The sequence below is a fragment of the Enterobacter cloacae complex sp. IR5402 genome, assembly GCF_049238125.1.
In the GTDB taxonomy this organism is placed as follows: domain Bacteria; phylum Pseudomonadota; class Gammaproteobacteria; order Enterobacterales; family Enterobacteriaceae; genus Enterobacter; species Enterobacter hormaechei_C.
The window spans coordinates 360,315-381,305 of record NZ_JBMKHO010000001.1; the positions used below are offsets into that span (position 1 = coordinate 360,315).

At 56.0% G+C, this 20,991-nt stretch carries 17 protein-coding genes and 1 pseudogene; 9 read left to right on the forward strand and 9 right to left on the reverse strand.

What is annotated here, in order from left to right; all coding sequences use genetic code 11:
* Positions 1–58: 58 nt before the first annotated feature.
* On the reverse strand, positions 59–457 hold the full coding sequence (locus tag ACOTXL_RS01765) for a (R)-mandelonitrile lyase (protein ID WP_023314200.1): 399 nt from the start codon (positions 455–457) through the stop codon (positions 59–61).
* Between the two features lie 112 nt (positions 458–569).
* On the opposite strand from ACOTXL_RS01765, the gene ACOTXL_RS01770 reads away from it, so the two are divergent.
* A complete protein-coding gene (locus ACOTXL_RS01770) occupies positions 570–1,460 on the forward strand; it encodes a LysR family transcriptional regulator (RefSeq protein WP_045350030.1) in 891 nt (296 codons plus the stop codon).
* A 327-nt stretch (positions 1,461–1,787) separates the two neighbouring features.
* A complete protein-coding gene (gene ansP / locus ACOTXL_RS01775) occupies positions 1,788–3,284 on the forward strand; it encodes an L-asparagine permease (RefSeq protein WP_022648235.1) in 1,497 nt (498 codons plus the stop codon).
* 93 nt (positions 3,285–3,377) lie between these two features.
* On the opposite strand, the gene ACOTXL_RS01780 is transcribed toward ansP, so the two are convergent.
* The gene (locus ACOTXL_RS01780; protein WP_032658537.1) at positions 3,378–4,439 is read right to left on the reverse strand and encodes a YncE family protein; all 1,062 of its coding nucleotides are present in this window, start codon (positions 4,437–4,439) and stop codon (positions 3,378–3,380) included.
* 246 nt (positions 4,440–4,685) lie between these two features.
* Here ACOTXL_RS01780 and pqqU point away from each other — a divergent pair, with 246 nt between their 5' ends.
* Positions 4,686–6,803, forward strand: a complete 2,118-nt coding sequence (pqqU, locus tag ACOTXL_RS01785) for a TonB-dependent receptor PqqU (RefSeq protein ID WP_045336343.1) — start codon at positions 4,686–4,688, stop codon at positions 6,801–6,803.
* Positions 6,804–6,926: 123 nt separating this feature from the next.
* Here the strand turns inward: pqqU and ACOTXL_RS01790 are convergent, their stop codons facing one another.
* From ACOTXL_RS01790 to ACOTXL_RS01800, 3 genes are all read right to left on the reverse strand, one after another.
* Complete coding sequence (locus ACOTXL_RS01790) at positions 6,927–7,595, reverse strand: GntR family transcriptional regulator (RefSeq protein ID WP_045350031.1); 669 nt, start codon at positions 7,593–7,595, stop codon at positions 6,927–6,929.
* Between the two features lie 259 nt (positions 7,596–7,854).
* A complete protein-coding gene (locus ACOTXL_RS01795) occupies positions 7,855–8,889 on the reverse strand; it encodes an NADP-dependent oxidoreductase (protein WP_045336345.1) in 1,035 nt (344 codons plus the stop codon).
* Between the two features lie 66 nt (positions 8,890–8,955).
* Positions 8,956–9,531 (reverse strand): helix-turn-helix domain-containing protein, encoded by a 576-nt coding sequence (locus ACOTXL_RS01800; RefSeq protein ID WP_003856978.1) that lies wholly within the window; start codon positions 9,529–9,531, stop codon positions 8,956–8,958.
* A 148-nt stretch (positions 9,532–9,679) separates the two neighbouring features.
* Between ACOTXL_RS01800 and ACOTXL_RS01805 the strand changes: the two genes are divergently transcribed.
* Both ACOTXL_RS01805 and ACOTXL_RS01810 read left to right on the forward strand, forming a co-directional pair.
* Positions 9,680–10,198, forward strand: coding sequence for a GNAT family N-acetyltransferase (locus ACOTXL_RS01805; protein WP_015570449.1), 519 nt, complete (start codon positions 9,680–9,682; stop codon positions 10,196–10,198).
* Positions 10,195–10,644 carry a DMT family transporter gene (locus ACOTXL_RS01810; RefSeq protein WP_032658547.1) on the forward strand — a complete coding sequence of 150 codons (450 nt, stop codon included), beginning with the start codon at positions 10,195–10,197 and terminating at the stop codon, positions 10,642–10,644. The genes ACOTXL_RS01805 and ACOTXL_RS01810 overlap by 4 nt, the downstream gene beginning before the upstream one ends.
* Positions 10,645–10,647: 3 nt before the next feature.
* On the opposite strand, the gene ACOTXL_RS01815 is transcribed toward ACOTXL_RS01810, so the two are convergent.
* A complete protein-coding gene (locus ACOTXL_RS01815; protein ID WP_003856971.1) occupies positions 10,648–10,881 on the reverse strand; it encodes a YdcY family protein in 234 nt (77 codons plus the stop codon).
* Positions 10,882–10,982: 101 nt separating this feature from the next.
* On the reverse strand, positions 10,983–12,581 hold the full coding sequence (locus ACOTXL_RS01820; protein ID WP_003856968.1) for an ABC transporter substrate-binding protein: 1,599 nt from the start codon (positions 12,579–12,581) through the stop codon (positions 10,983–10,985).
* 282 nt (positions 12,582–12,863) lie between these two features.
* On the opposite strand from ACOTXL_RS01820, the pseudogene ACOTXL_RS01825 reads away from it, so the two are divergent.
* The 3 genes and pseudogenes from ACOTXL_RS01825 (at position 12,864) to ACOTXL_RS01835 (ending at position 19,358) form a co-directional block, all read left to right on the forward strand.
* Positions 12,864–14,201 (forward strand): annotated as a pseudogene (locus ACOTXL_RS01825) (SrfA family protein).
* Between the two features lie 4 nt (positions 14,202–14,205).
* On the forward strand, positions 14,206–17,187 hold the full coding sequence (locus ACOTXL_RS01830; RefSeq protein WP_045617361.1) for a virulence factor SrfB: 2,982 nt from the start codon (positions 14,206–14,208) through the stop codon (positions 17,185–17,187).
* Positions 17,184–19,358, forward strand: a complete 2,175-nt coding sequence (locus ACOTXL_RS01835) for a virulence factor SrfC family protein (RefSeq protein ID WP_045350034.1) — start codon at positions 17,184–17,186, stop codon at positions 19,356–19,358. The genes ACOTXL_RS01830 and ACOTXL_RS01835 overlap by 4 nt, the downstream gene beginning before the upstream one ends.
* Before the next feature lie 33 nt (positions 19,359–19,391).
* Here ACOTXL_RS01835 and ACOTXL_RS01840 read toward each other — a convergent pair whose 3' ends face one another.
* Positions 19,392–20,150: an alpha/beta fold hydrolase gene (locus tag ACOTXL_RS01840; RefSeq protein ID WP_045350035.1), complete on the reverse strand. Its 759-nt coding sequence runs from the start codon at positions 20,148–20,150 to the stop codon at positions 19,392–19,394.
* A gap of 86 nt (positions 20,151–20,236) precedes the next feature.
* Complete coding sequence (locus ACOTXL_RS01845) at positions 20,237–20,410, reverse strand: GhoT/OrtT family toxin (RefSeq protein ID WP_045350036.1); 174 nt, start codon at positions 20,408–20,410, stop codon at positions 20,237–20,239.
* Positions 20,411–20,653: 243 nt separating this feature from the next.
* Here ACOTXL_RS01845 and ACOTXL_RS01850 point away from each other — a divergent pair, with 243 nt between their 5' ends.
* Positions 20,654–20,980: a DUF1971 domain-containing protein gene (locus ACOTXL_RS01850; protein WP_023303799.1), complete on the forward strand. Its 327-nt coding sequence runs from the start codon at positions 20,654–20,656 to the stop codon at positions 20,978–20,980.
* Positions 20,981–20,991: the final 11 nt, after the last annotated feature.

The following is a 20,991-nucleotide window of genomic DNA, read 5'->3' on the forward strand; positions in this document are numbered from 1 at the left end:
AATGCTGAAGAAAACGGATCGAATCATAACGTTAATAATTTGTTTACGAAACGCCAGACTACTCGTTCGGATACTGCTCGTCGGTGACCTTCTCCAGCCACGCCACCGGACTCCCGTCGACCGCTTCTGCGATGGCGATATGGGTCATCGCCGTCTGCGCGCTTGCGCCGTGCCAGTGCTTCACGCCGGGTGGGATCCAGGCGATATCCCCCTGATTCAGCGGTTCCGCCTCTTTCCCCCACTCCTGTAACCAGCCGCGCCCCTGCGTCACGATCAGCGTTTGTCCAAGAGGATGCGTATGCCAGGCGGTACGTGCGCCGGGTTCAAAGGTGACGGTCGCGCCACCGACTTTTGCCGGTTCAGTCGCCTGGAAAGGCGCGTCAATGCGCACGCTGCCGGTAAACCAGGCCTCTGGACCCTGAACGGAAGGTAACGAACCGCTACGGATAATTTTCATGATTTACTCCTCGTTTGCTGTTGCGTTAACAGTAGCGTAAAGCCATGGGGAGCATTAGAGTGCATAATCAGAAAGGAACCATGAGTTCAATTCATAAATCGAGTAAGCCGCCATGTTAAAAGACAACTTCAACGATCTGCTTTCCTTTATGGTCGTCGCCCGGGAGCGCAGCTTTACCCGCGCCGCGGCGCAGCTTGGGGTATCTCAGTCGGCACTCAGCCACGCAATGCGCAAGCTGGAAGCGAGGCTGGAAGTCCGTCTGTTAACCCGCACCACCCGTAGCGTGGCCCCTACCGAGGCCGGCGAGCAACTCTTTAGGCGCTTAAGCCCCCATCTGCTGGAGATCGAGCAGGAACTCACCGCGTTGCGTGATACCCGCGACAGACCTGCCGGGAATATTCGCCTTAACGCCGGGGAACACGCCATGTCTACGGTGCTGTGGCCTGTGCTTAAACCCTTTATGGCGCAGTATCCTGACATCAACGTTGAAGTCACGGTGGACAATGGGCTGACTGATATTGTCGATGGCCGCTTTGACGCGGGGGTGCGTCTGGGTGAGCAGGTGGCGAAAGATATGATTGCGGTACGTATTGCGCCGGACATGCGCATGGCGGTTGTCGGGTCAGCAGAGTATTTGCAACGTTTCGGCATACCGAAAACGCCGGAGCAGCTCGATCAGCACCGCTGCATTAATATGCGCCTGCCCACACGCGGCGGATTATATGCCTGGGAATTTGAACGGGACGGACGTGAGCTGCGCGTGCGGGTTGACGGCCAGCTGATCCTCAACAGCCTGCCGCAGCGCATCGATGCCGCCGAAAACGGTCTGGGGCTGGCGTATGTTCCGCAAGATGCGGTTCAGGACGCCCTTGCTAAGGGCCGGTTAGTGGGTGTGCTTGAAGCCTGGTGTCCGGCTTTTACGGGATACCATCTGTATTATCCGAGCCGCCGCCAGCACACTACCGCCTTTGCATTACTCATTGCAGCCCTGCGGCATAAATAGTCTCTACCTATAAGTAACTATTAAGTAAACCTGATGTTTAAATCAGCATTCGCAGACCTTTTTGCCTAAAAAAACGCCACGATTCAGCGCGTTGTGATCCCCGTCTGCTCTGACCACACGATTTCCTTCGACGTGCATCACTTTCGGCACGGTTATATTTTGCGTCGCTTATCAATTGCGGGTAGGATGCCTCGCCATGTTTTGCCTTATCCATACACAGAATGACTGGAAAGGCAGCATGTGTCTGCGCAGAAGCAATCGTTTGTTTCGGCATCTGCCAGGCAGGACTATCACGTTAATGGTTCAGACAGGCAAACAGGTAACTCAATGAAAACAAGCAATAAAAGCGCAGCCGATCATCATGCTGCGAAACGTCGCTGGTTGAACTCTCATGAAGAGGGCTATCACAAGGCGATGGGCAACCGTCAGGTGCAGATGATCGCCATCGGCGGCGCTATCGGTACAGGTCTGTTTTTAGGTGCAGGCGCACGTCTGCAAATGGCTGGCCCCGCTCTCGCCCTGGTCTATCTGGTGTGCGGGATCTTCTCTTTCTTCATCCTTCGTGCGCTCGGCGAACTGGTACTCCACCGCCCTTCCAGCGGCAGCTTTGTCTCTTACGCCCGCGAGTTTCTTGGTGAAAAAGCCGCGTATGTCGCGGGCTGGATGTACTTCGTTAACTGGGCAATGACCGGTATTGTCGATATCACCGCCGTTGCGCTGTATATGCACTACTGGGGCGCGTTTGGCGATGTGCCGCAGTGGGTGTTCGCCCTCGGAGCGCTGGCAATTGTCGGGACCATGAACATGATCGGCGTGAAATGGTTCGCCGAAATGGAGTTCTGGTTCGCGCTGGTTAAGGTGCTGGCCATTGTGATCTTCCTGGTGGTCGGGACCGTATTCCTCGGCACCGGTAAACCGCTGGACGGTAACGCAACCGGCTTCCACCTGATTACCGATAACGGTGGTTTCTTCCCGCACGGCCTGCTGCCAGCGCTGGTTCTGGTGCAGGGGGTGGTGTTCGCCTTTGCCTCCATCGAACTGGTCGGTACGGCGGCAGGTGAATGCAAAGATCCGCAGACGATGGTGCCAAAAGCCATCAACAGCGTGATCTGGCGTATCGGCCTGTTCTATGTGGGCTCCGTGGTGCTACTGGTTCTGCTGCTGCCGTGGAACGCATACCAGGCGGGCCAAAGCCCGTTTGTAACCTTCTTCTCTAAGCTGGGCGTGCCGTACGTGGGCAGCATCATGAACATCGTGGTACTGACCGCCGCGCTCTCCAGCCTGAACTCCGGACTCTATTCGACGGGCCGTATCCTGCGCTCCATGTCGATGGGGGGCTCTGCGCCGAAGTTTATGTCGAAGATGAGCAAGCAGCAGGTGCCTTACGCGGGTATTCTGGCCACTCTGGTGGTGTATATCTTTGGCGTGTTCCTGAACTATCTGGTGCCGTCTCAGGTGTTTGAGATTGTGCTGAACGTCGCTGCACTGGGCATTATTGCCTCCTGGGCCTTTATTGTGGTGTGTCAGATGCGTCTGCGCAAAGCGATCAAAGAAGGAAAAGCGGCTGACGTCAGCTTCAAGCTGCCGGGCGCACCGGTGACCTCCTGGCTTACCCTGCTGTTCCTGCTGAGCGTGCTGGTGCTGATGGCCTTCGACTACCCGAACGGTACCTACACCATCGCCACAATCCCGCTGCTGGCGGTGCTGTTGATTGCTGGCTGGTTTGGCGTTCGTAAACGCGTGAATGAAATCCACAGTACCGCACCGGTTCATCCTGGAGATGACAAACAGGACGGTCCACTGGTGGAAGAGACGTCGCGTTAATAAAAAAGCCGGGTGGCGGCTTCGCCTTACCCGGCCTGCATTTCATGGTTTTTTTATGCCCGGTAAGCGCACCACCACCGGGCAAATCCCACATCAGAGCGCGATACGAATCACATCGTCAGGCTGGGTCGCTTCCTGCTGACGGGTTGATTTCTGTTTCACCGTTACGTACAGCGTTTTACCGTCCGCGGACAGCGCCAGGCTGTTCGGGTAAACCGGGGTATCGTAGGTCTTGGTCACTTTGTAAGTTTTGGCGTCGATCACGCTCACCTTGCCCGCCTCGCGGTGCGTCACATAGGCTTCGTTACGCGCCGGGTTAAACAGTACGGCCAGCGATTCTGGCGCGGCGATTTTCTGCATCACGCTGCCATCTTTCAGATTCACCACCAGCACTTCTGGCTGTTTTGAATCCGTCACGAACGCACGGTGGCCGGCAGTGTCCAGGCTCAGGTTCAGGTAGAAGTGCTCTTTTCCGTCATCCTGCACTTTTTTACGGCTGAGGATTTTGTTGGTTGCCGTATCAATGGTCACCAGCTCGCCGTCCGCATTGGTGGTATACAGGCGTTTTGCCTTCGCATCCAGCGCCAGTCCGGTGCTGAACGTGCCGGTGTTCGTGATAGTGTCCTTCAGCTTCAGCGTTGCGCCATCAACAACCCAGATCACACTCTCCTTGCCGATGCCGGTAATGTACACCGTATTGGTCGTGTCATCGGCCACCAGCTGGCGCGGCTGAAGCGGCTTCACCGTGTCGCTACGCTTGCGATCGTCCAGCACCAGGCGCCCTTTCACCTCGCTCGTTTTGGCGTCAATCGCCGTCACGGCGCTGTTGACGGTGTTACCGAACCACAGCGTCTGGGTGGCGTTATCGATCGTGGCGCCAAACGGCTTGAGATCGTTATGAATCGCCTGCGTCACTTCCAGCGTGACCGGATCCAGACGATAAACCACGCCGCCCTTATCGGTTTTGCGGCTTTGTGACGTCGCAACCCACAGCGCGTTTTCCTGCTGGCTGACGGCCATTTCATACGCGCCCTTGCCGACCGCTTTGCGCAACATCTCTTCAGCGGCATGAACCTGGAACGTACCGGCAAACAGTAAAGAGCCCAACAGCAGAGACCCACGCAGGCGCGGCGAGCACAGATGACGTAAAGACATAACAATTCCTTTTTAAATGAGGAGATTTACCGCTGACATCACTTCCGGTGGGCAAAGTCATCGCTTTGCCGTTATTTTAATGAGAATAGTAATCATTAATCAGTTGAATGTGGAGTATTTCTTTCCTTCAAAGCCTTACATTCACGAAATGTGCGGTTATAGTTTTCATAACATTTACAAAGGATTTAACATATATACACAGGTTCCAGTTGATTTGGTTCGAATTTTTCTTAACCGGTTTACTCCATGAAAATTATTACTGCCCGCAAGGCATCACTACCCCTGCTGTTCGCTCCCGTCATTTTTGGCCCGCTGAGTGCGATGGCCGCGGATGAACAGACCCTGATCGTCAGCGCCACGCCGCAAACTGTCTCCGAACTGGACACCCCGGCCGCAGTCAGCGTGGTGAGCGGCGAGGATATGCGACATGCCACACCGCGCATCAACCTTTCTGAATCCCTTGGGAGCGTGCCTGGCCTGCAAATCCAGAACCGCCAGAACTATGCTCAGGATCTGCAACTTTCCGTTCGCGGATTCGGCGCGCGTTCAACCTTCGGCGTACGCGGGATCCGCATGTACGTGGACGGCATTCCGGCAACCATGCCCGACGGCCAGGGGCAGACGTCAAACATAGACCTCAACAGCATTGAGAGCGTCGACGTGCTGCGCGGCCCCTTCTCTGCCCTGTACGGCAATGCCTCCGGCGGCGTAATCAACATCAACACCCAGACCGGACAACAGCCAGCCACAATTGAAGCCAGCAGCTATTACGGCAGTTACGGCACCTGGCGTTACGGCATGAAGGCCACCGGTGCGGTGGGCGACGGGACTCAGGCGGGGGATGTGGACTATGCGGTATCCACAACCCGCTTCACCACCCATGGCTATCGCGACCACAGCGGCGCACGGAAAAACCTCGCCAATGCGAAACTGGGCGTACGCATTGATGATGTCAGCAAGCTAACGCTGATTTTTAACAGCGTCGACATGAAAGCCAACGATCCGGGCGGACTGAGTTATCAGGAGTGGCAGAACAACCCACGCCAGTCACCCCGTGGCGATCAGTACAACACGCGTAAAACCATTAAGCAGACCCAGGCCGGGATCCGCTACGACCGTCAGTTGAGCGAACAGGACGACCTCAGCGTGATGATGTACGCCGGTGAGCGTGAAATGACCCAGTACCAGTCCATTCCGGATACCGCGCAGACTGAAAATCCTGCGCATTCGGGTGGCGTAATTGATATGCAGCGCCACTATCAGGGTATTGATACCCGCTGGACCCACCGCGGTGAGCTGCTGGTGCCGGTAACGTTTACCACCGGCCTGAACTACGAAAATATGAGTGAAAATCGCCGCGGGTATGAAAACTTCGTGATGAACAACGGCGTGCCGGATTTTGGCGTGAAGGGTAACAAACGCCGTGACGAACGTAACCTGATGTGGAACCTTGATCCCTACCTGCAAACCCAATGGCAGCTCACGCAAAAGCTGTCCGTTGAGGCGGGCGTGCGTTACAGCTCCGTCTGGTTTGACTCCAACGATCATTACATTACCCCGCAAAACGGCGATGACAGCGGTGACGCCAGCTACCATAAATGGCTCCCGGCTGGTGCGGTGAAATACGCCGTGACCGACGCCTGGAACCTGTATGCCGCGGCGGGACGGGGATTTGAGACCCCTACCATCAACGAACTCTCATACCGTTCTGATGGCAAAGGCGGCCTCAATATCAACCTGCAACCGTCAACCAACAACACCTATGAGATTGGCAGCAAAACCCGCATCGGCAATGGCATCCTGACGGCGGCGCTGTTCCGCACGGATACCGACAACGAGATCGTGGTAGACGAAAACAAAGATGGTCGCACTACCTACAAAAATGCGGGGAAAACGCGCCGTCAGGGTGTGGAAATTGCGCTCGACCAGCAGTTTGCCGAAAACTGGAAGCTGAAAATGGCGTGGACCTATCTCGATGCGACCTACCGTACCAACGTCTGTAGCAATGCAGACTGTAGCGGCAACCGGATGCCGGGGATTGCCCGTAACATGGGGTATGCGTCGTTTGGCTGGGAGCCTGAGGAAGGCTGGTACGCGGGGGCAGATGCCCGCTACATGAGCGACGTGATGGCAAACGACACCAATACCGCCAAAGCGCCCTCTTATACCGTGGTCGGTCTGAATACCGGGTATAAACTCAATTACGGCAAATGGGGAATGGACATCTTTGGTCGCGTCGATAACCTGTTCGATAAAGAGTACGTCGGTTCAGAGATTGTAAACGCAGGCTACAATCGCTATTACGAACCCGCCCCTGGCCGTAACTATGGCGTGGGCCTGTCGGTCTCTTATCGCTTTGAGTAAAACATTTTCCGGCAGCGCACGTTGCCGGTAAAAAAATAACATCATTCCCGGTAGCCTTAAGCGCCGGGAATATACTCAGGGAAGTTTAAAACGAATAAAAAAATAAGTGCGCCAGTGCGATCCTTAACTGTAGTATTGCCGTTGCAGGAGGATATTGGCTTCATCAATGGCTCGGTCGATCGCTTCCCGACTGGCCGTCACGTCCCTTTGCTCAAGCGCAGAAAGCAGATCGGCATAATGGTAAGTCGTGGCAGGGATATCTTTCATCTCTTCGTGCAGGTAGTTGATACACGGACCAATCCGTACCCATAGCTGCTCAATCAGCGAGTTCAGGGTCGGCATTTCGGCATACTGATAGAGCGTAAACCGGAACACACGGTTGGCATGGATCGCCTTCTGCACGTCGCCCTGATGCATGGCGGTGCTGAAGTTATCTGACAGCGCGCGTAATGCATCCAGTTTGGTCTCGGTCGTATTCTGACACGCCGCCGCAACGGCCATCGGCTCAAGCTGTTTTCGGATGGCGTTAATTTCGTTATAACGCTCCAGCGTAACCTCTGGCACCAAAAACGCCTGAGCAGGCGTGGCCTGTAATGCGCCTGCCGACACCAGACGCAGCAGGGCTTCGCGCACTGGTGTGATGCTGGTGCCTAATTTATCCGCAATCTCTTTCGTGATGAGTCGAGCCCCAGGTTTTAATGAGCCCGTAATTAACGCTCCCTTTAAACTGTTCTCAACTTGCATCGTCAGACTGATTCTTTGTGCTTTTTCCAGGTTTTCCAAATCAAGCATGTTTAATTCCCGTAGCCAAAACAAAATGCCATTTTCAGCGACTGTTTAAAAAAACATCGCCGGTTTGATATATCCTGTATCGTCATGCCTGGTATGAAGGGCGCGCGTTAAAATAAAAATTGATCAATTACTATTACGTTTACCACTTCTGGCTCAGCTGGGCCGATGGCGCGCAATGCTTATGGATTAATTAAAGACAATATATCGTATCTTCACAAATAATTATGGCGGACTTTGCCCGCCATAACCGATGCTCTGTTTAGTCCGCCGCCACGCGGATCACGACCTTGCCGAAGTTTTTCCCTTCCAGCAGCCCAATCAGCGCCTCCGGCGCCGCGTTCAGCCCTTCGGTGACCTGCTCGCGATAGTGAATTTTGCCTTCCTGCACCCAGCGTCCCATTTCCTGCTGGAACTCGCCGATACGATGACCATAGTCCTGAGCGATGATAAAGCCCTGCATGCGGATGCGTTTTTTCAGGATGGTCCCCATCAGCAGCGGCAAGCGATCCGGCCCCTCCGGCAGGTTGGTCGCGTTGTAGCCGCTGACCAGTCCGCAAACCGGCACGCGCGCGGAGGTATTCAGGAGCGGCAGTACGGCGTCAAAGACTTTACCGCCGACGTTTTCATAATACACGTCAATGCCCTGCGGGCAGGCTTTCGCCAGCTGTTCGGCAAAATCATCCGCATGGTGATCCAGACAGGCGTCGAAACCGAGCACGTCGACCGCATGACGGCATTTCTCCTCCCCGCCAGCCACGCCGATGACCCGGCACCCTTTGATTTTTCCGATCTGCCCCACCGTTGCGCCAACCGGCCCCGTGGCCGCCGCCACGACGAGGGTTTCCCCTGCCTGAGGCTGGCCGATATCAAGCAGCCCCATATACGCGGTGAAGCCCGGCATCCCGAGCACGCCGAGTGCCCATGAAGGGTGCGACGGGTTTTCGCCCAGCCTGACCAGCCCTTTCCCGTCGGAAAGTTCATACTCCTGCCAGCCGCTGTAGCCCAGAACCCACTCGCCCTCTTTATAATCCGGATGGCGGGAGGTCTCGACGCGGCTTACCGTGCCGCCCACCATCACCGCGCCAATCTCGACAGGAGGTGAATAGGATGGGGCATCGCTCATACGGCCACGCATGTACGGATCAAGCGAGAGCCATACGGTGCGTAATAACACCTGTCCCTCTGCGGGCGTGGGGATCGGCTGCTCTTCCAGGCGGAAATTTTCGGCAACCGGCGCGCCGTGTGGACGGGAAGCCAGTACCCAGCGTCGGTTTTGCGTAGTTGATTGATTCATTCTTCGCTCCTTACTGCTGAAAATGTCATTCAAGTCTGGCACGTTATCCTGCGGATCGCCTTTGCATTATGAGCCGGACTGATTAAGCCGCACGACCAGATAGAGGCACGATTCATCCGTTTCGTTGATAAACCGGCAGTCGTTCGGCGGCCCGAGTTCCAGACAATCTCCGGCCTTCATTTCATGGCGGGTATCCCCCTCCAGAAAGACCAGTTCACCTGCCTGCAACCAAATCAGCTGTCGCGCCAGCGCGTAAGAGGAAGCGGGCATCGGCACATCGCTGCCTGCGGGTAGCTCCACCTGGACGAGGTCGATAGGCATATCGGTGCGCGGCGACACATGGCGACGCAAATAGTGGGTTTGCGGATCGCGCCAGACGGGCTGGTTCGCCAGACGTAACAGTTTGCCCTCCTGCATTTCCGCGCGCGCAATGAGCGTAGACATGCTAATACCGAAGGCACCGGATAACCGCGCAAGCAGCGTCGCCGTTGGGCTACTGTCACCCCGTTCAATCTTATGGATCATGGCGCGTGAGATACCTGCCCGTTCGGCCAGTTCGCTTAATGACCAGCCACGCGACTCGCGTTCAAGGCGTATGCGGGCGCTAATGCGTTGATTCATATTGTCTGTCATTGTATTCATGACGTCATACTATAGTGTACGGATGGTTTTTCGGGGCAGTTTTGTGACAAAAAAACAGGGATTTTGTCGTAGCGATGGAATACATGAACTGTGTAATATTGTGAGAAAATCATACTACTATAGTGAACAACACAGCCAGAGGTTAACCATGATTGTTCGTCATGCCTGCAAAGAAGATTGTGCCGCTATCGGTGAAATTTATAACCATGCGGTGCTGCACACCGCCGCAATCTGGAACGATACAACTGTCGATACCGATAACCGTATTGCATGGTTTGAGGCGCGCACGCTGTTGGGTTATCCGGTGCTGGTCAGTGAAGAAGAAGGTGTAGTGACGGGATACGCCTCATTTGGCGACTGGCGAGCATTCGACGGTTTTCGCCATACGGTGGAGCACTCGGTTTACGTTCATCCCGATCATCAGGGCAAAGGCATTGGTCGACTGCTAATGACGGAATTAATTAAGGAAGCCCGCCAGATTGGTAAACATGTGATGGTTGCCGGTATTGAGGCGCAGAACCAGGCGTCGATTCATCTGCATGAAACCCTGGGCTTTGTTACCACCGGAAATATGCCGCAGGTAGGAACCAAATTCGGTCGCTGGCTGGATTTAACCTTTATGCAACTCCAGCTCGATGAGCGCAGCGATCCGGATGCTCTGCCATGAATCAATCGTTGACGTTAGCATTTCTGGTGGCCGCCGGGATTGGGCTGGTGGTACAAAACACCCTTATGGTGCGCATTACGCAATCCTCTTCCACCATTCTTATCGCCATGCTGCTGAACTCGCTGGTGGGGATTGTGTTGTTTGTCAGCATGTTGCTGGTGAAAAATGGCCTGGCGGGGTTTAACGAACTGGCGTCAACGGTGCGCTGGTGGACGTTGATCCCCGGCCTGCTGGGGTCTTTTTTTGTCTTTGCCAGTATTAGCGGATATCAGAATGTGGGCGCGGCAACGACCATTGCCGTACTGGTGGCAAGCCAGCTGATTGGCGGTCTGGTGATGGACATCCTCAAGAGCAACGGCATTCCCCTGCGCGCGCTGGTTGGCCCGGTCTGCGGCGCAGTGATGCTGGTGGTTGGCGCCTGGCTGGTGGCACGGCGCCAGTTTTAACCCTTACAGGATAGTCCCACCCTGCGTGAGGTGGGCATGGCGTGCCTCCGCCTCTTCTTTATGTTGCTTGCCATGATGCGCAATCGCGGTACGCAGGCGCTGCTGCTGGGTATAACGATCTTCACGGCTGAGCTCTGCATCATCGCTTAATTCGATCAGCAGTTCGTTCATGTGGGTAATCACGCTCTCTTCGATGGTGGCATCGACGCGGGCGATAACTTTGTTTAAATGTGACATTGTCACTCCTTATCACGTGCCGGGTGACGCTACGCTTCCCCGGCCTACGGGTGCTAACTGTAGGCCGGGTAAGGCATAGCCGCCACCCGGCAAGAATACGATCAGTTCAGCTTCGCTTTCGAGAAGTCACTGCCCATCAGACTCACGCTGTACCCGGTCACGTTGCTGCGGGTCGCGTAGAACGTTTTGCCGTTAGCTAACGCAATCCACGGTGCCTGCTGATAGAAAATCTCCTGTGCCTGTCCATACAGCTTCGCACGTTCGTCCGGGTTGCTGGTCAGTTTGGCCTTTTGCACCAGCTCATCATACCCCTTATCACACCAGCGCGCGGCGTTAGATCCGGTTTTGATGCTGTTACAACCCAGCAGCACATCGGCGAAGTTGTCCGGATCGCCGTTATCAGACATCCAGCCGAACAGCGCGGAATCATGCTCGCCTTTACGCATGCCGGAGAGGTACTCACCCCACTCGTAAGAGACGATTTTCGCCTTCACACCCACTTTCGCCCAGTCAGCCTGGATCATCTCCGCAATGCGTCGCGAGTTCGGGTTGTACGGACGCTGAACCGGCATGGACCAGAGGGTCACTTCCGCGCCCTTTTCCAGACCCGCCTGCTTCAGCAGCGCTTTCGCTTTTTCCGGATCGTAGCCGTAATCCTTCAGGTCTTTATTAAAGCCGAGCATGTTCGGCGGGATCGGCGATTTAGCGACCGTACCAGACCCCATAAAGACCGCGTTCACAATGGCCTTTTTGTCCGTCGCGTAATTCAGAGCCTGGCGCACCAGCACGTTATCAAACGGTTTTTTCTCCGTGTTGAACGCCAGGTACCCCACGTTCAGCGCATCCACCGAATGCAGGGTCAGGTCTTTGTTTTTCTTGATCGCTTCAAACTGCACCGGCGACGGCGCAGGAATGATCTGACACTCGTTCGTTTGCAGCTTCGCCAGACGCGTCTCAACGTTTGGCGTGATGGAGAAGATCAGGTGTTTGGTCGGCACCTCACCGTCCCAGTAGTTCGGATTGGCGACGTAGCGGATCAGCGAGTCCACCTTGTACTGCTGAAGCACATACGGGCCGGTGCCGATTGGCCAGGTGTCCACATTTTCAGGTGTCCCCTTTTTCAGCATCGCGTCCGCGTACTCGGCAGAGAGGATCGAGGCGAAGTCCATTCCCCAGTCGGCCAGGAACGCCGCGTTGGGTTCGCTCAGCGTGAACTGGACGTGATAATCGTCGATCTTTTTCACGTCCTGAATGAGCTTGTCGAGGCCCACGTCATTAAAGTATTCGTAATTACCCTGGGAAACATTGTGATAGGGATGCTTAGGGTCTTTCTGACGCATAACGGAGAAAATAACGTCATCAGCGTTAAAATCACGGGTAGGTTTGAAGTATTTATTGCTGTTGAATTTTACCCCTTTACGCAGGGTAAACGTGTATGTTTTGCCGTCTGGCGAAATGGTCCACGACTCGGCCAGAGAAGGCACCGGCGTGTTTTTTACCGGGTCGAAGTTAATCAGACGGTTATACAGCGTTTGCGAGCTGGCGACAAACGAAGGTCCAGAGCTGGCGATCTGCGGGTTAAACGACTCCGGCGACGCCTCGGAGCAGTAGATAATGGTGTCTTTATTTGCCGCCCATGCGGCGCTTGCCGGTAGCAGCGCGCTCAGCGCGAGGGCGAGCACGGTTTTCCCTGTAGACATGGTTATTACCCTTTCGGTTTTATTATAGTGAACAGTAATAACAGCACAGACGTATTGGCCTGACAAATAACGAATCACTATCAGGTTATTCTAAAGCCGTACATTTCGCTGGTTTTAGCATCACCCCGCAGAAAGCGATTTGCCTTAAGGTTCATTATTCGTCAAGCACAACCATCACGATCAATGCCGCAAGAAATCGTCCCTTTTATCGTCTCCTCCGCCGTTTGCTTGCTTAGCTGTTTCGTTAAAGTAATGGCGTGAAGAAGTCTACAGGACCAAATCGTGGCAAAAACACTTTTACGCAGCGGTAATCTGGATGATTTTCAGGCCGTTGGTGGCGGCGGACAGGCCGTTTTTGAATCAGCGCTGCAAATCCGCGAAGCGCTTCGGTTGCGCAAACAACAGGCTATCGTCGATTGTCTGGCCATCCCCCAGGTCTACGACGGCGGCGATCGCGTTGACTGGTACTCCCCGGTTGAGGGAACCGTCTCCAGCTGGAAGGCGGCGGATGAAGATGATCGTTATCGCGCCCTACGCTATCTGGAAAACACGCTCGCCAGCGTGGAGTCGCTGAGTAAAAAATGCCTTCAGTCACCGAAAACGGCGCAGCAACTGTTTGGCTCTCTGCTCTCAAAAGCCTTTCAGTTTCCCGGTGAAAACTTTGTTTTCCTGGTGGATGGCAAACCGGTGATCTGCTTCTGGGGTTTCGTCAATCTTAACGAGAACGCGCGCGACGACGTGCTGGACTGCCTGCGCGAATCGTTGGTCCCTGAACCTGAGCCAGTGGTGATTAACGAGCCTGAACCTGAACAGGAGCAAGAACCGGCCCCGGTAGTGACCTTTGAGCAGGCCGACGCGCCGCTTATCACGCCTGTGGCTTCCGTCCGTATCACCGAAGATGAACTGTATACGCCAGAGCCGGTGCGCATGAACGCCGCGCCGCCAGAGCCCGCACCGGCGGCCATGAAGAAAAAACGTCGCTCCCCCCTGTGGTTGCTGCTGGTTGCCGCCGTCATTATTGCGGCCATTGCCACCCCGCTGCTTTGGCCAAAACAGGCCCCGACCGCAGCGCCTGTTGCCACACCAGCGCCAGTGCCTGTCGCCATTGCTCCGGCCCCCGTAAAGACGGTCGAGCCGCTTGAGCTGAAACTCCCGCTGCACTAGGCCGAAGTGGTAGAGCCGAAGGTGAAAACGCCTGCACCGGCAGCCGAACCAGTGGTCATTACCGCGATACCGAAAGATGCGATGGTGATGGAGGCAAACCAGGTCAAAGCGGGGTTAACGCGCTTCCTGAATGGCACCTGGCGCGCGTTTCTCGATGTGCAGGATCCGCTCACCGGCAAACCGCCGTCGCTGCGCTACCAGATCCAGAACAATAAAGGTTTCGCCCGGGTTGTGCATGGCGACAACATTGTCTGCCGGGTAGACGTCTTTTCCGGATTACACAGCAACGGCGAGCTGTTGATCAAAACGCGCGGAAACGCTCGTTGCACCGACGGTTCACGCTATCCGATGCCGGAAGTGACCTGTAAGGCAGGTGCCAGCGACGTGGCGGAATGCACCGCACGTTACGATGCCAACACCATCGTTCCTCTGACGTTCAAGAAAGCAGGTGTCTGATCCTATGCTGGTTAATCTTTGCGACTATAAACAGAGCGTGACGCTGATTGCTAACAGCGGCGTGCAGTTTCTCGATTTTGGCCTGACTCCGCAGGACACCGCCAGCAACGGGCGTTTCGTGCGTAAAACGGCAAATGGCCCGCTGTTGCGCCTGGATTTTGATCTGGTTAATGGCCGGTACACGCTGCCTGCCACCGATGGCGGGCAGCCGGAAGTGGTCAAGCCTGAAAGCACCATTCCACTGCATAACTCCCTGAACGTGCTGGACGGCGTCTGGCTGCCGCTCCCTTTCCTGCGCTTTAACCCGCCGCGGACGTTTGTTGATGGTCCGGATAACTGGGCGCGCGTCCAGGTACGAAAGCTTTCCACTCCCGACGCGGCTGGCAATACGCACAGGGTCACCGTCGCGCTCGACAGCCAGATTGCAGAGCATGCAACGTCTGCCCTGTCGCCGGTTGAAAACGATATCCTTAACGGCACGCGTTTCGCGCTCGCCTGGCGCGACAGTGAGGTTGAGAGTTTCCTTGACCAGACCTGGATTGACGGCTGGCTGCGCGAAGCCTTTACGCAGTTTGCCGACGGGGTTGAAAAACGCTCCGAGCGGGAGCTGCATCAGGCCATGCGAAGCTTTGAATATCAGGCACACTGGCTCAACCTGCTCTCCATGCTCGGGGAACAACTCACCGTGCCGGAAGTGAAGTTTGTCACCCATACCCTGAGCACCCCTGCTATTCCTGTCGATCTGATCCTTGACGTAGGCAACACCCACACCTGCGGCGTGATTATTGAAGATCATGGTGATGCCAACGACGGCCTGCGCCAGACGGCTGAACTTCAGGTACGATCTCTGAGTGAGCCACAGTTCCTGAATGAGCCGCTGTTTACCAGCCGTCTTGAATTTTCCGAAGCGCGTTTTGGCAAGCAGCACTTCTCGGTGGAAAGCGGCCGGGAGGATGCATTCGTCTGGCCGTCCATTGTCCGCGTGGGTGATGAAGCGCGTAAGCTGGCGATGCAGCGTCTGGGCACGGAAGGCAACAGTGGAATTTCCAGCCCGCGTCGCTATCTGTGGGACGAGACGCCGGTGGTGCAGGACTGGCGCTTTAGCCAGATGAACAGCAAAACCCAGCGCGAACCGCTGGCAACTGCGTTTCCGCTGATGAACCTGATGAACGACGACGGGGAACCACTCTTTACGCTGCCGCAGGATGAGCGTCTGCCGGTGTTCTCTCCGCAGTACAGCCGCAGCACCCTGATGACGCACATGCTCTGCGAGCTGCTGGCTCAGGCGCTTGGCCAGATTAACAGCGTGGCCACCCGCTTGCGGCTCGGCTTCCCGGCCTCTCCCCGCCAACTGCGGACGCTGATCCTCACCCTGCCTTCGGCAATGCCGAAACAGGAGCGCGAGATTTTCCGTCGCCGCATGTTCGAAGCCATCGCCATCGTCTGGAAAGCGATGGGCTGGCACCCGCAGGATGAAGATTTTGCCAGCCGCAAGCAGCAGGAAAAAAGCGTGGTGCCGGTCCCTGAGATCCAGATGGAGTGGGACGAGGCCAGCTGCGGCCAGCTGGTGTGGCTGTATAACGAAGCCATTTCCCATTTCGGTGGCCAGACCGAGGCCTTTTTCGCCTCCCTCGCCCGTCCGGATCGCGCGCCTGAGCCTGGCGTCCTGCCGGGGCGTGCGCTGCGCGTGGCCTCGATTGATATCGGCGGCGGCACGACGGATATGGCCATCACGCACTATCAGTTAGATGATGGTTCCGGAAATAACGTCAAAATCACCCCGCAGCTGCTGTTCCGCGAAGGGTTCAAGGTCGCTGGCGATGATACGCTGCTGGACGTGATCCAGCGCTACGTTCTGCCCGCGCTGCAAACCCAGCTTCAGAAATCCGGCATAGCCGATGCCTCCCAACTGATGGCATCCCTGTTCGGTGATTCCGGGCGGATCGATACCCAGGCGGTCCTGCGCCAGCAGACGGCGCTTCAGCTTTTTATGCCGATAGGTCACGCGATCCTGGCGGCGTGGGAATCGAGCGATGTTGACGATCCGCTGGCCGGGCTGCATGCCACCTTTGGCGACCTGCTTACGCAAAAACCGACGCGCAACGTGATGAATTATCTCCAGCAGGCGATTGACCATGCGTTGCCTGCCGGCTCAGAACACTTTAATCTGTTCAGCGTACCGCTGCACGTCAGCTTCCGGGAGATGCGGGACGCCATGCTGGCGGGTCAGTTCACGCTTGCCGCCCCGCTTCATGCGGTATGTGAGGCGATCTCTCACTACAGCTGCGATATCCTGCTGATCACGGGACGGCCGGGCTGTCTGCCGGGCGTTCAGGCCCTGATTCGCCACCTGCAACCGGTGCCCGTCAACCGCATCGTCTGGCTGGATAAATACCAGGTTCATGAATGGTATCCGTTCAGCCAGCAGGGACGGATCGGCAACCCGAAATCCACCGCTGCGGTGGGAGCGATGCTCTGTAGCCTGGCGCTGGATCTTCGTCTGCCGCGCTTTAACTTTAAAGCAGCGGATATCGGCGCGTACTCTACGGTGCGCTATCTGGGCGTGCTGGATAACACGATCAATACCCTGCGGGACGAGAACGTCTGGTATCACGATATCGACCTCGATAAACCCGGCGCGAAACTGGACGCCCGTCTGCACTTCCCGCTGCGCGGCAACGTTACGCTCGGCTTCCGGCAGCTGGCCAATGCCCGCTGGCCCGCGACGCCGCTCCATACCCTGAGCATCAACTCTGCCGAGCTGGCGAAAGCCATTGCGGGCGACGGCGTACTGAACGTGCGCCTGAAGCTGCGTGGCGGCACTAAGCAGGGAGGTCCGGAATCTTTCGAGCTGAGTGATGCCTGGCTACAGGACGGCACGCCAGTGCCGCCGGATGCCCTGACCTTTAAACTGAATACTCTGGCCGATCGCCGACACAGCGGCAGCCACTACTGGATCGACAGCGGGAGCGTATACCTCAAATGACTGCGACGACTGCCACCACTCAGGCCTTAATCGGGTGGATCAACGAGACGCGACAGCACGCCCCGATGCTGGATAACGAAGCCGACGCCCTGCTTGCCCGCCTTAACGCAGTAAGCGCGCGTGAAGAGGCGCTCGATCGCGCCCTTGTCAGCCAGGGCAGTATCGGCCTATATGGCCACTCGCAGGCCGCGAAAGCGCACCTGCTGGCTGCCCTGTGCGGCAGCGGGGACGAACGGCTGAACGTTACGCCGGGTCAACGCACGTTTGATTACTTCTCGCATATTAACCCCGGGCATGCACCGACCAACATGGCCGTGCGTTTCAGCAGAGCGTCCCGCGAGGTCGCAGACGACGCGTTTCCCCTGCGCCTGCGCCTGGTAACGGAGGCCGAGCTGGTGCAGCTGTTTATCGCGCGCACCACGCTGGATCCACAGATCCGCGCGGTGGATAAATCGGTGATTGAAGCACGGCTTGAGAAGTGGCGGGCGCTGCGTCAACCGCAGAGCGTGCCGGGAATGACGGCGCGGGAAGTCGCGACCATAGCCCGGTTCTGGCAAAGCGTAGTACCCGGCGCTAAGCAGCATATTGATGATGCCCTGTGGCACCAGTTTGCTCTGCTGGTTCCGTCGCTTGATCTCAGCACCCGCGCCAGCGTCTGGTCTCTGCTGTGGGGTGAGCAGCAGGAGTTAACCCAGCAGTGGCTTAAATTCGCCCAGGTGCTGCATCAAACCAGCCATGCCAGCGCACTTGCGGCGCCGTTGAGTCTGCTGGTGGACAGCTTTGGTCTACCCTGCGAAGGCTTTCTTACTCACGGGGCGTTTACCGTGCCGGAAGCACAGGAAACACTGCTTCATCCGGTAAAAAACGGCGAGCTGCTTAACGCCATTAGCCTGCCAGTTGATGTACTGGCATCTCTGACCCGCGAAGTTGTGCTGCCCGTTGAGAACTGCGTGCTGGATACCGTTGACGTCATTGATATTCCGGCCATTTCTGAGGAAAACACGCCGCTGATGATGCAGGCAAAATGCCTGTGGTTGCTGGAGCATTATCGTCAGCACATTCAGCCGGATGTCCTGGTTATCTGCAATGCAACGGCGCACCACCAGCAGACCGCGAAAACGGCAAGGCTCCTGCAAAACTGGGTCAAAGAGACGCAGCCGGTTGAAGAATCCGCGTTGCCGGGGCTGGTCTGGGCCATTACCCCTCATGATGCGCGGTTTACCACAAAGCAGAATCTGGACGAAGCGGTGCAGCAATTGCTGGGCCAGCCGGGTCTGCGCTGGGGCACGCTTCAGGCGCTCGATAGCCACAGCATGCAGCGAGTGATTGAGTGGCTGTCGCAGGCTACCCTGCCGGCACAGCGCCAGAAGCGTCTCCGCGCGCTGAAAAGGCTGTTACTAGAGTCGCTGTCAACGCTGATGCGCCCATATGTCGCGCCTCTCACTCAGGAGCCAGGCGCAGGGCGGGCAATGGCCGAAAAAATGGTCCGAACGCTGCAAGGCAGTGCCGCTCGTCATGGTGAACTGCTTGAGGGGCTTCTGCCGCCGTTAAACGCGTTTGAGACGCTGCTGACCGTCCACCAGCCTCGTGAGGAACAGGTCAACGGCCTGTTTAACGATGTTATCGATCTGTTTGCGGAAGAGACGCAGGAAAATCCAGGCGCGTTGCAGACCAAAGACAAAGCGCGGCTGGCCCATAACGTGTGGGTTAACCATCTTCGTCAGTGGAGTCGCAACGACGCGGCGGCTGCCCGTCTGGGCCTGGACGCAGAGGTATTACAGCAGATTGCGGATGTGCTGATCGTTACCAGCTATCGGCTGGATCTGCCGCTGCAACTGCAACGCATTGCAGAAAAAGATAAAAGCAGCGCCGCGCAGCTGCATGCCGCGACAGGCAATTTCATTAGCTGGCTTGGCTATGAACTGACACCCGTTTCTGAACGGCCTGCAAGCCGGATCCGCAAAGGTGAGCCAATTTTTGTGACGCCCGTTGTGAGCAGCGCTTCACCCCGTCTTACCCGACTTGGCGAGCAGCCTGTCCATGCGGCGACAGCCTATGTTTATGACTGGTTGGTTGCGCTCTACACCCGCGCGATTGAGAACGTGGATTATCAGTGTCCGTATGACGTTCAGCCTGCGGCACGGAAAGCCTTGTCTGCCTTGCTGTCTTAATCATTCCAGCCCGCAACAATGCGGGCTGCCCATTCATGAGCCGTTTATGAAGCCAGACAAAGCCTGAGCCAACGCTGACGGGTTTTCCCAGGACATTGAATGGCCCGCATCAGGGATAATTTTTACAGCAACGCCGTTTTGTTGCAGACGATTAAAATCGTCATCAGGCAGGGATCGCTCACCAAAAACTAACATTACCGGGCAGCGCAATGACAAGAACAGGTGTTCCCAGTCAGGTTTAACGCCCTCGACCAGGCTTGTTGCGCCGCGCCAGACGGCCCAGGGGGCATTACTTTGAAGGCTTCCAGCCCACGGCGACGTTTCCGCCCGCAGCATGTCATCATAGCCCTGAGCCAGAAAATGTTGTTCCGTTTGGGCCGCAATTGCCCGGCTGAACATCCCGCCACCCGCATGAAAATTGGGTTCAGACACTATCAGGCCCTTAACGCGCGACGTTAACAGCGTTGCCGTTTCGATCGCGATACTCCCCCCCATGCTATGACCATAGAGCCATAGACTATCCAGGCCGAGATGGTTTAACAGTTCAACCACCACCTGCGCCTGTTCGCTCGTGCGATAACGGTAGAGGTCAGGTTTGTCACTGTAACCGCTACCGGGAAGATCGATCAGAATGGCTCTGCGCCCCCCGAAACGGGTATCACAGACAATACGAGGATATTCATACGACGATGCACAGCCCAACCCATGGATAAACACAACCGGGTCACCGAAACCGGGAAGATCCTGCCAGCGCACAGTGCAGCCTGCTTGCTGCGAATAGAAACTGTTCATAAGCACTCCATGTATGACAAACTGTATATTTATACAGCCTCAATGTATGGAATGCTATGTCTGGATGCTGATTCTGGAAGCGTGCTTCAGAAAAGAGAGATCAACAGGGCAACAGGAAAGCTCATCGGCCAGGTAGATCCCACCAGGAGTGCGCTCAACAGGCGAATACGTTTACGATCTTTAGACAGGAACCAGGTGATTAATGCGCAGATGGAGGCCATGATTGCGTAGAACACCAACATCTTTTGATACAACGTCATTCTGTTTACCTGAGCCGAAAAATAACCGCACGCAATATGCGTCATATGTTGACACAGATCAAGTTTTTTCGTTACATCATAACCACTTAAATACTATGGATAATAACAACTGAGTACCTTGTGTAACAACGCCGGGTAAAGCAAAACGGTTATTATTGATAACATGCAAATTAAATGCACTTTTTGATAAATCCATCCCCTCAGAAAGCAGTTTAATAACAGCAGGCTTTTAAGGGAGGAAACATGCTACGCATTCCGCAGAGTTGCATTCACACCCGTTCCACGCCTTTCTGGAACAAAGAAACGGCCCCCGCCGGCATTTTTAAACGTCACCTTGATACGGGCACGCGTCCGGGCGTTTACCCTCGCCTGTCGGTGATGCGTGGCGCAGTGCGTTATCTGGGCTATGCTGATGAATTTACCTCTGAGCCTGACAGCGAGCTCGTCATTGAAGCGGGTCGTTTCGGCGTTTTCCCGCCAGAGAGATGGCACCACATTGAGGTGATGACCGACGACACCCTGTTCAATATTGAATTCTTTGTTGAACCTGAGGTGCTTAAGTCCCTTTAAGCACCCGCCAA

Bases quoted from the DNA above. Each gene is read 5' to 3' on its own strand.
- ACOTXL_RS01845 (WP_045350036.1), bottom strand. From the start codon at position 20,410: ATGACGTTGTATCAAAAGATGTTGGTGTTCTACGCAATCATGGCCTCC.
- ansP (WP_022648235.1), top strand. From the start codon at position 1,788: ATGAAAACAAGCAATAAAAGCGCAGCCGATCATCATGCTGCGAAACGT.
- ACOTXL_RS01835 (WP_045350034.1), top strand. From the start codon at position 17,184: ATGACTGCGACGACTGCCACCACTCAGGCCTTAATCGGGTGGATCAAC.
- ACOTXL_RS01850 (WP_023303799.1), top strand. From the start codon at position 20,654: ATGCTACGCATTCCGCAGAGTTGCATTCACACCCGTTCCACGCCTTTC.
- ACOTXL_RS01820 (WP_003856968.1), bottom strand. From the start codon at position 12,581: ATGTCTACAGGGAAAACCGTGCTCGCCCTCGCGCTGAGCGCGCTGCTA.
- pqqU (WP_045336343.1), top strand. From the start codon at position 4,686: ATGAAAATTATTACTGCCCGCAAGGCATCACTACCCCTGCTGTTCGCT.
- ACOTXL_RS01815 (WP_003856971.1), bottom strand. From the start codon at position 10,881: ATGTCACATTTAAACAAAGTTATCGCCCGCGTCGATGCCACCATCGAA.
- ACOTXL_RS01805 (WP_015570449.1), top strand. From the start codon at position 9,680: ATGATTGTTCGTCATGCCTGCAAAGAAGATTGTGCCGCTATCGGTGAA.
- ACOTXL_RS01830 (WP_045617361.1), top strand. From the start codon at position 14,206: ATGCTGGTTAATCTTTGCGACTATAAACAGAGCGTGACGCTGATTGCT.
- ACOTXL_RS01790 (WP_045350031.1), bottom strand. From the start codon at position 7,595: ATGCTTGATTTGGAAAACCTGGAAAAAGCACAAAGAATCAGTCTGACG.
- ACOTXL_RS01770 (WP_045350030.1), top strand. From the start codon at position 570: ATGTTAAAAGACAACTTCAACGATCTGCTTTCCTTTATGGTCGTCGCC.
- ACOTXL_RS01840 (WP_045350035.1), bottom strand. From the start codon at position 20,150: ATGAACAGTTTCTATTCGCAGCAAGCAGGCTGCACTGTGCGCTGGCAG.
- ACOTXL_RS01780 (WP_032658537.1), bottom strand. From the start codon at position 4,439: ATGTCTTTACGTCATCTGTGCTCGCCGCGCCTGCGTGGGTCTCTGCTG.
- ACOTXL_RS01810 (WP_032658547.1), top strand. From the start codon at position 10,195: ATGAATCAATCGTTGACGTTAGCATTTCTGGTGGCCGCCGGGATTGGG.
- ACOTXL_RS01765 (WP_023314200.1), bottom strand. From the start codon at position 457: ATGAAAATTATCCGTAGCGGTTCGTTACCTTCCGTTCAGGGTCCAGAG.
- ACOTXL_RS01800 (WP_003856978.1), bottom strand. From the start codon at position 9,531: ATGAATACAATGACAGACAATATGAATCAACGCATTAGCGCCCGCATA.
- ACOTXL_RS01795 (WP_045336345.1), bottom strand. From the start codon at position 8,889: ATGAATCAATCAACTACGCAAAACCGACGCTGGGTACTGGCTTCCCGT.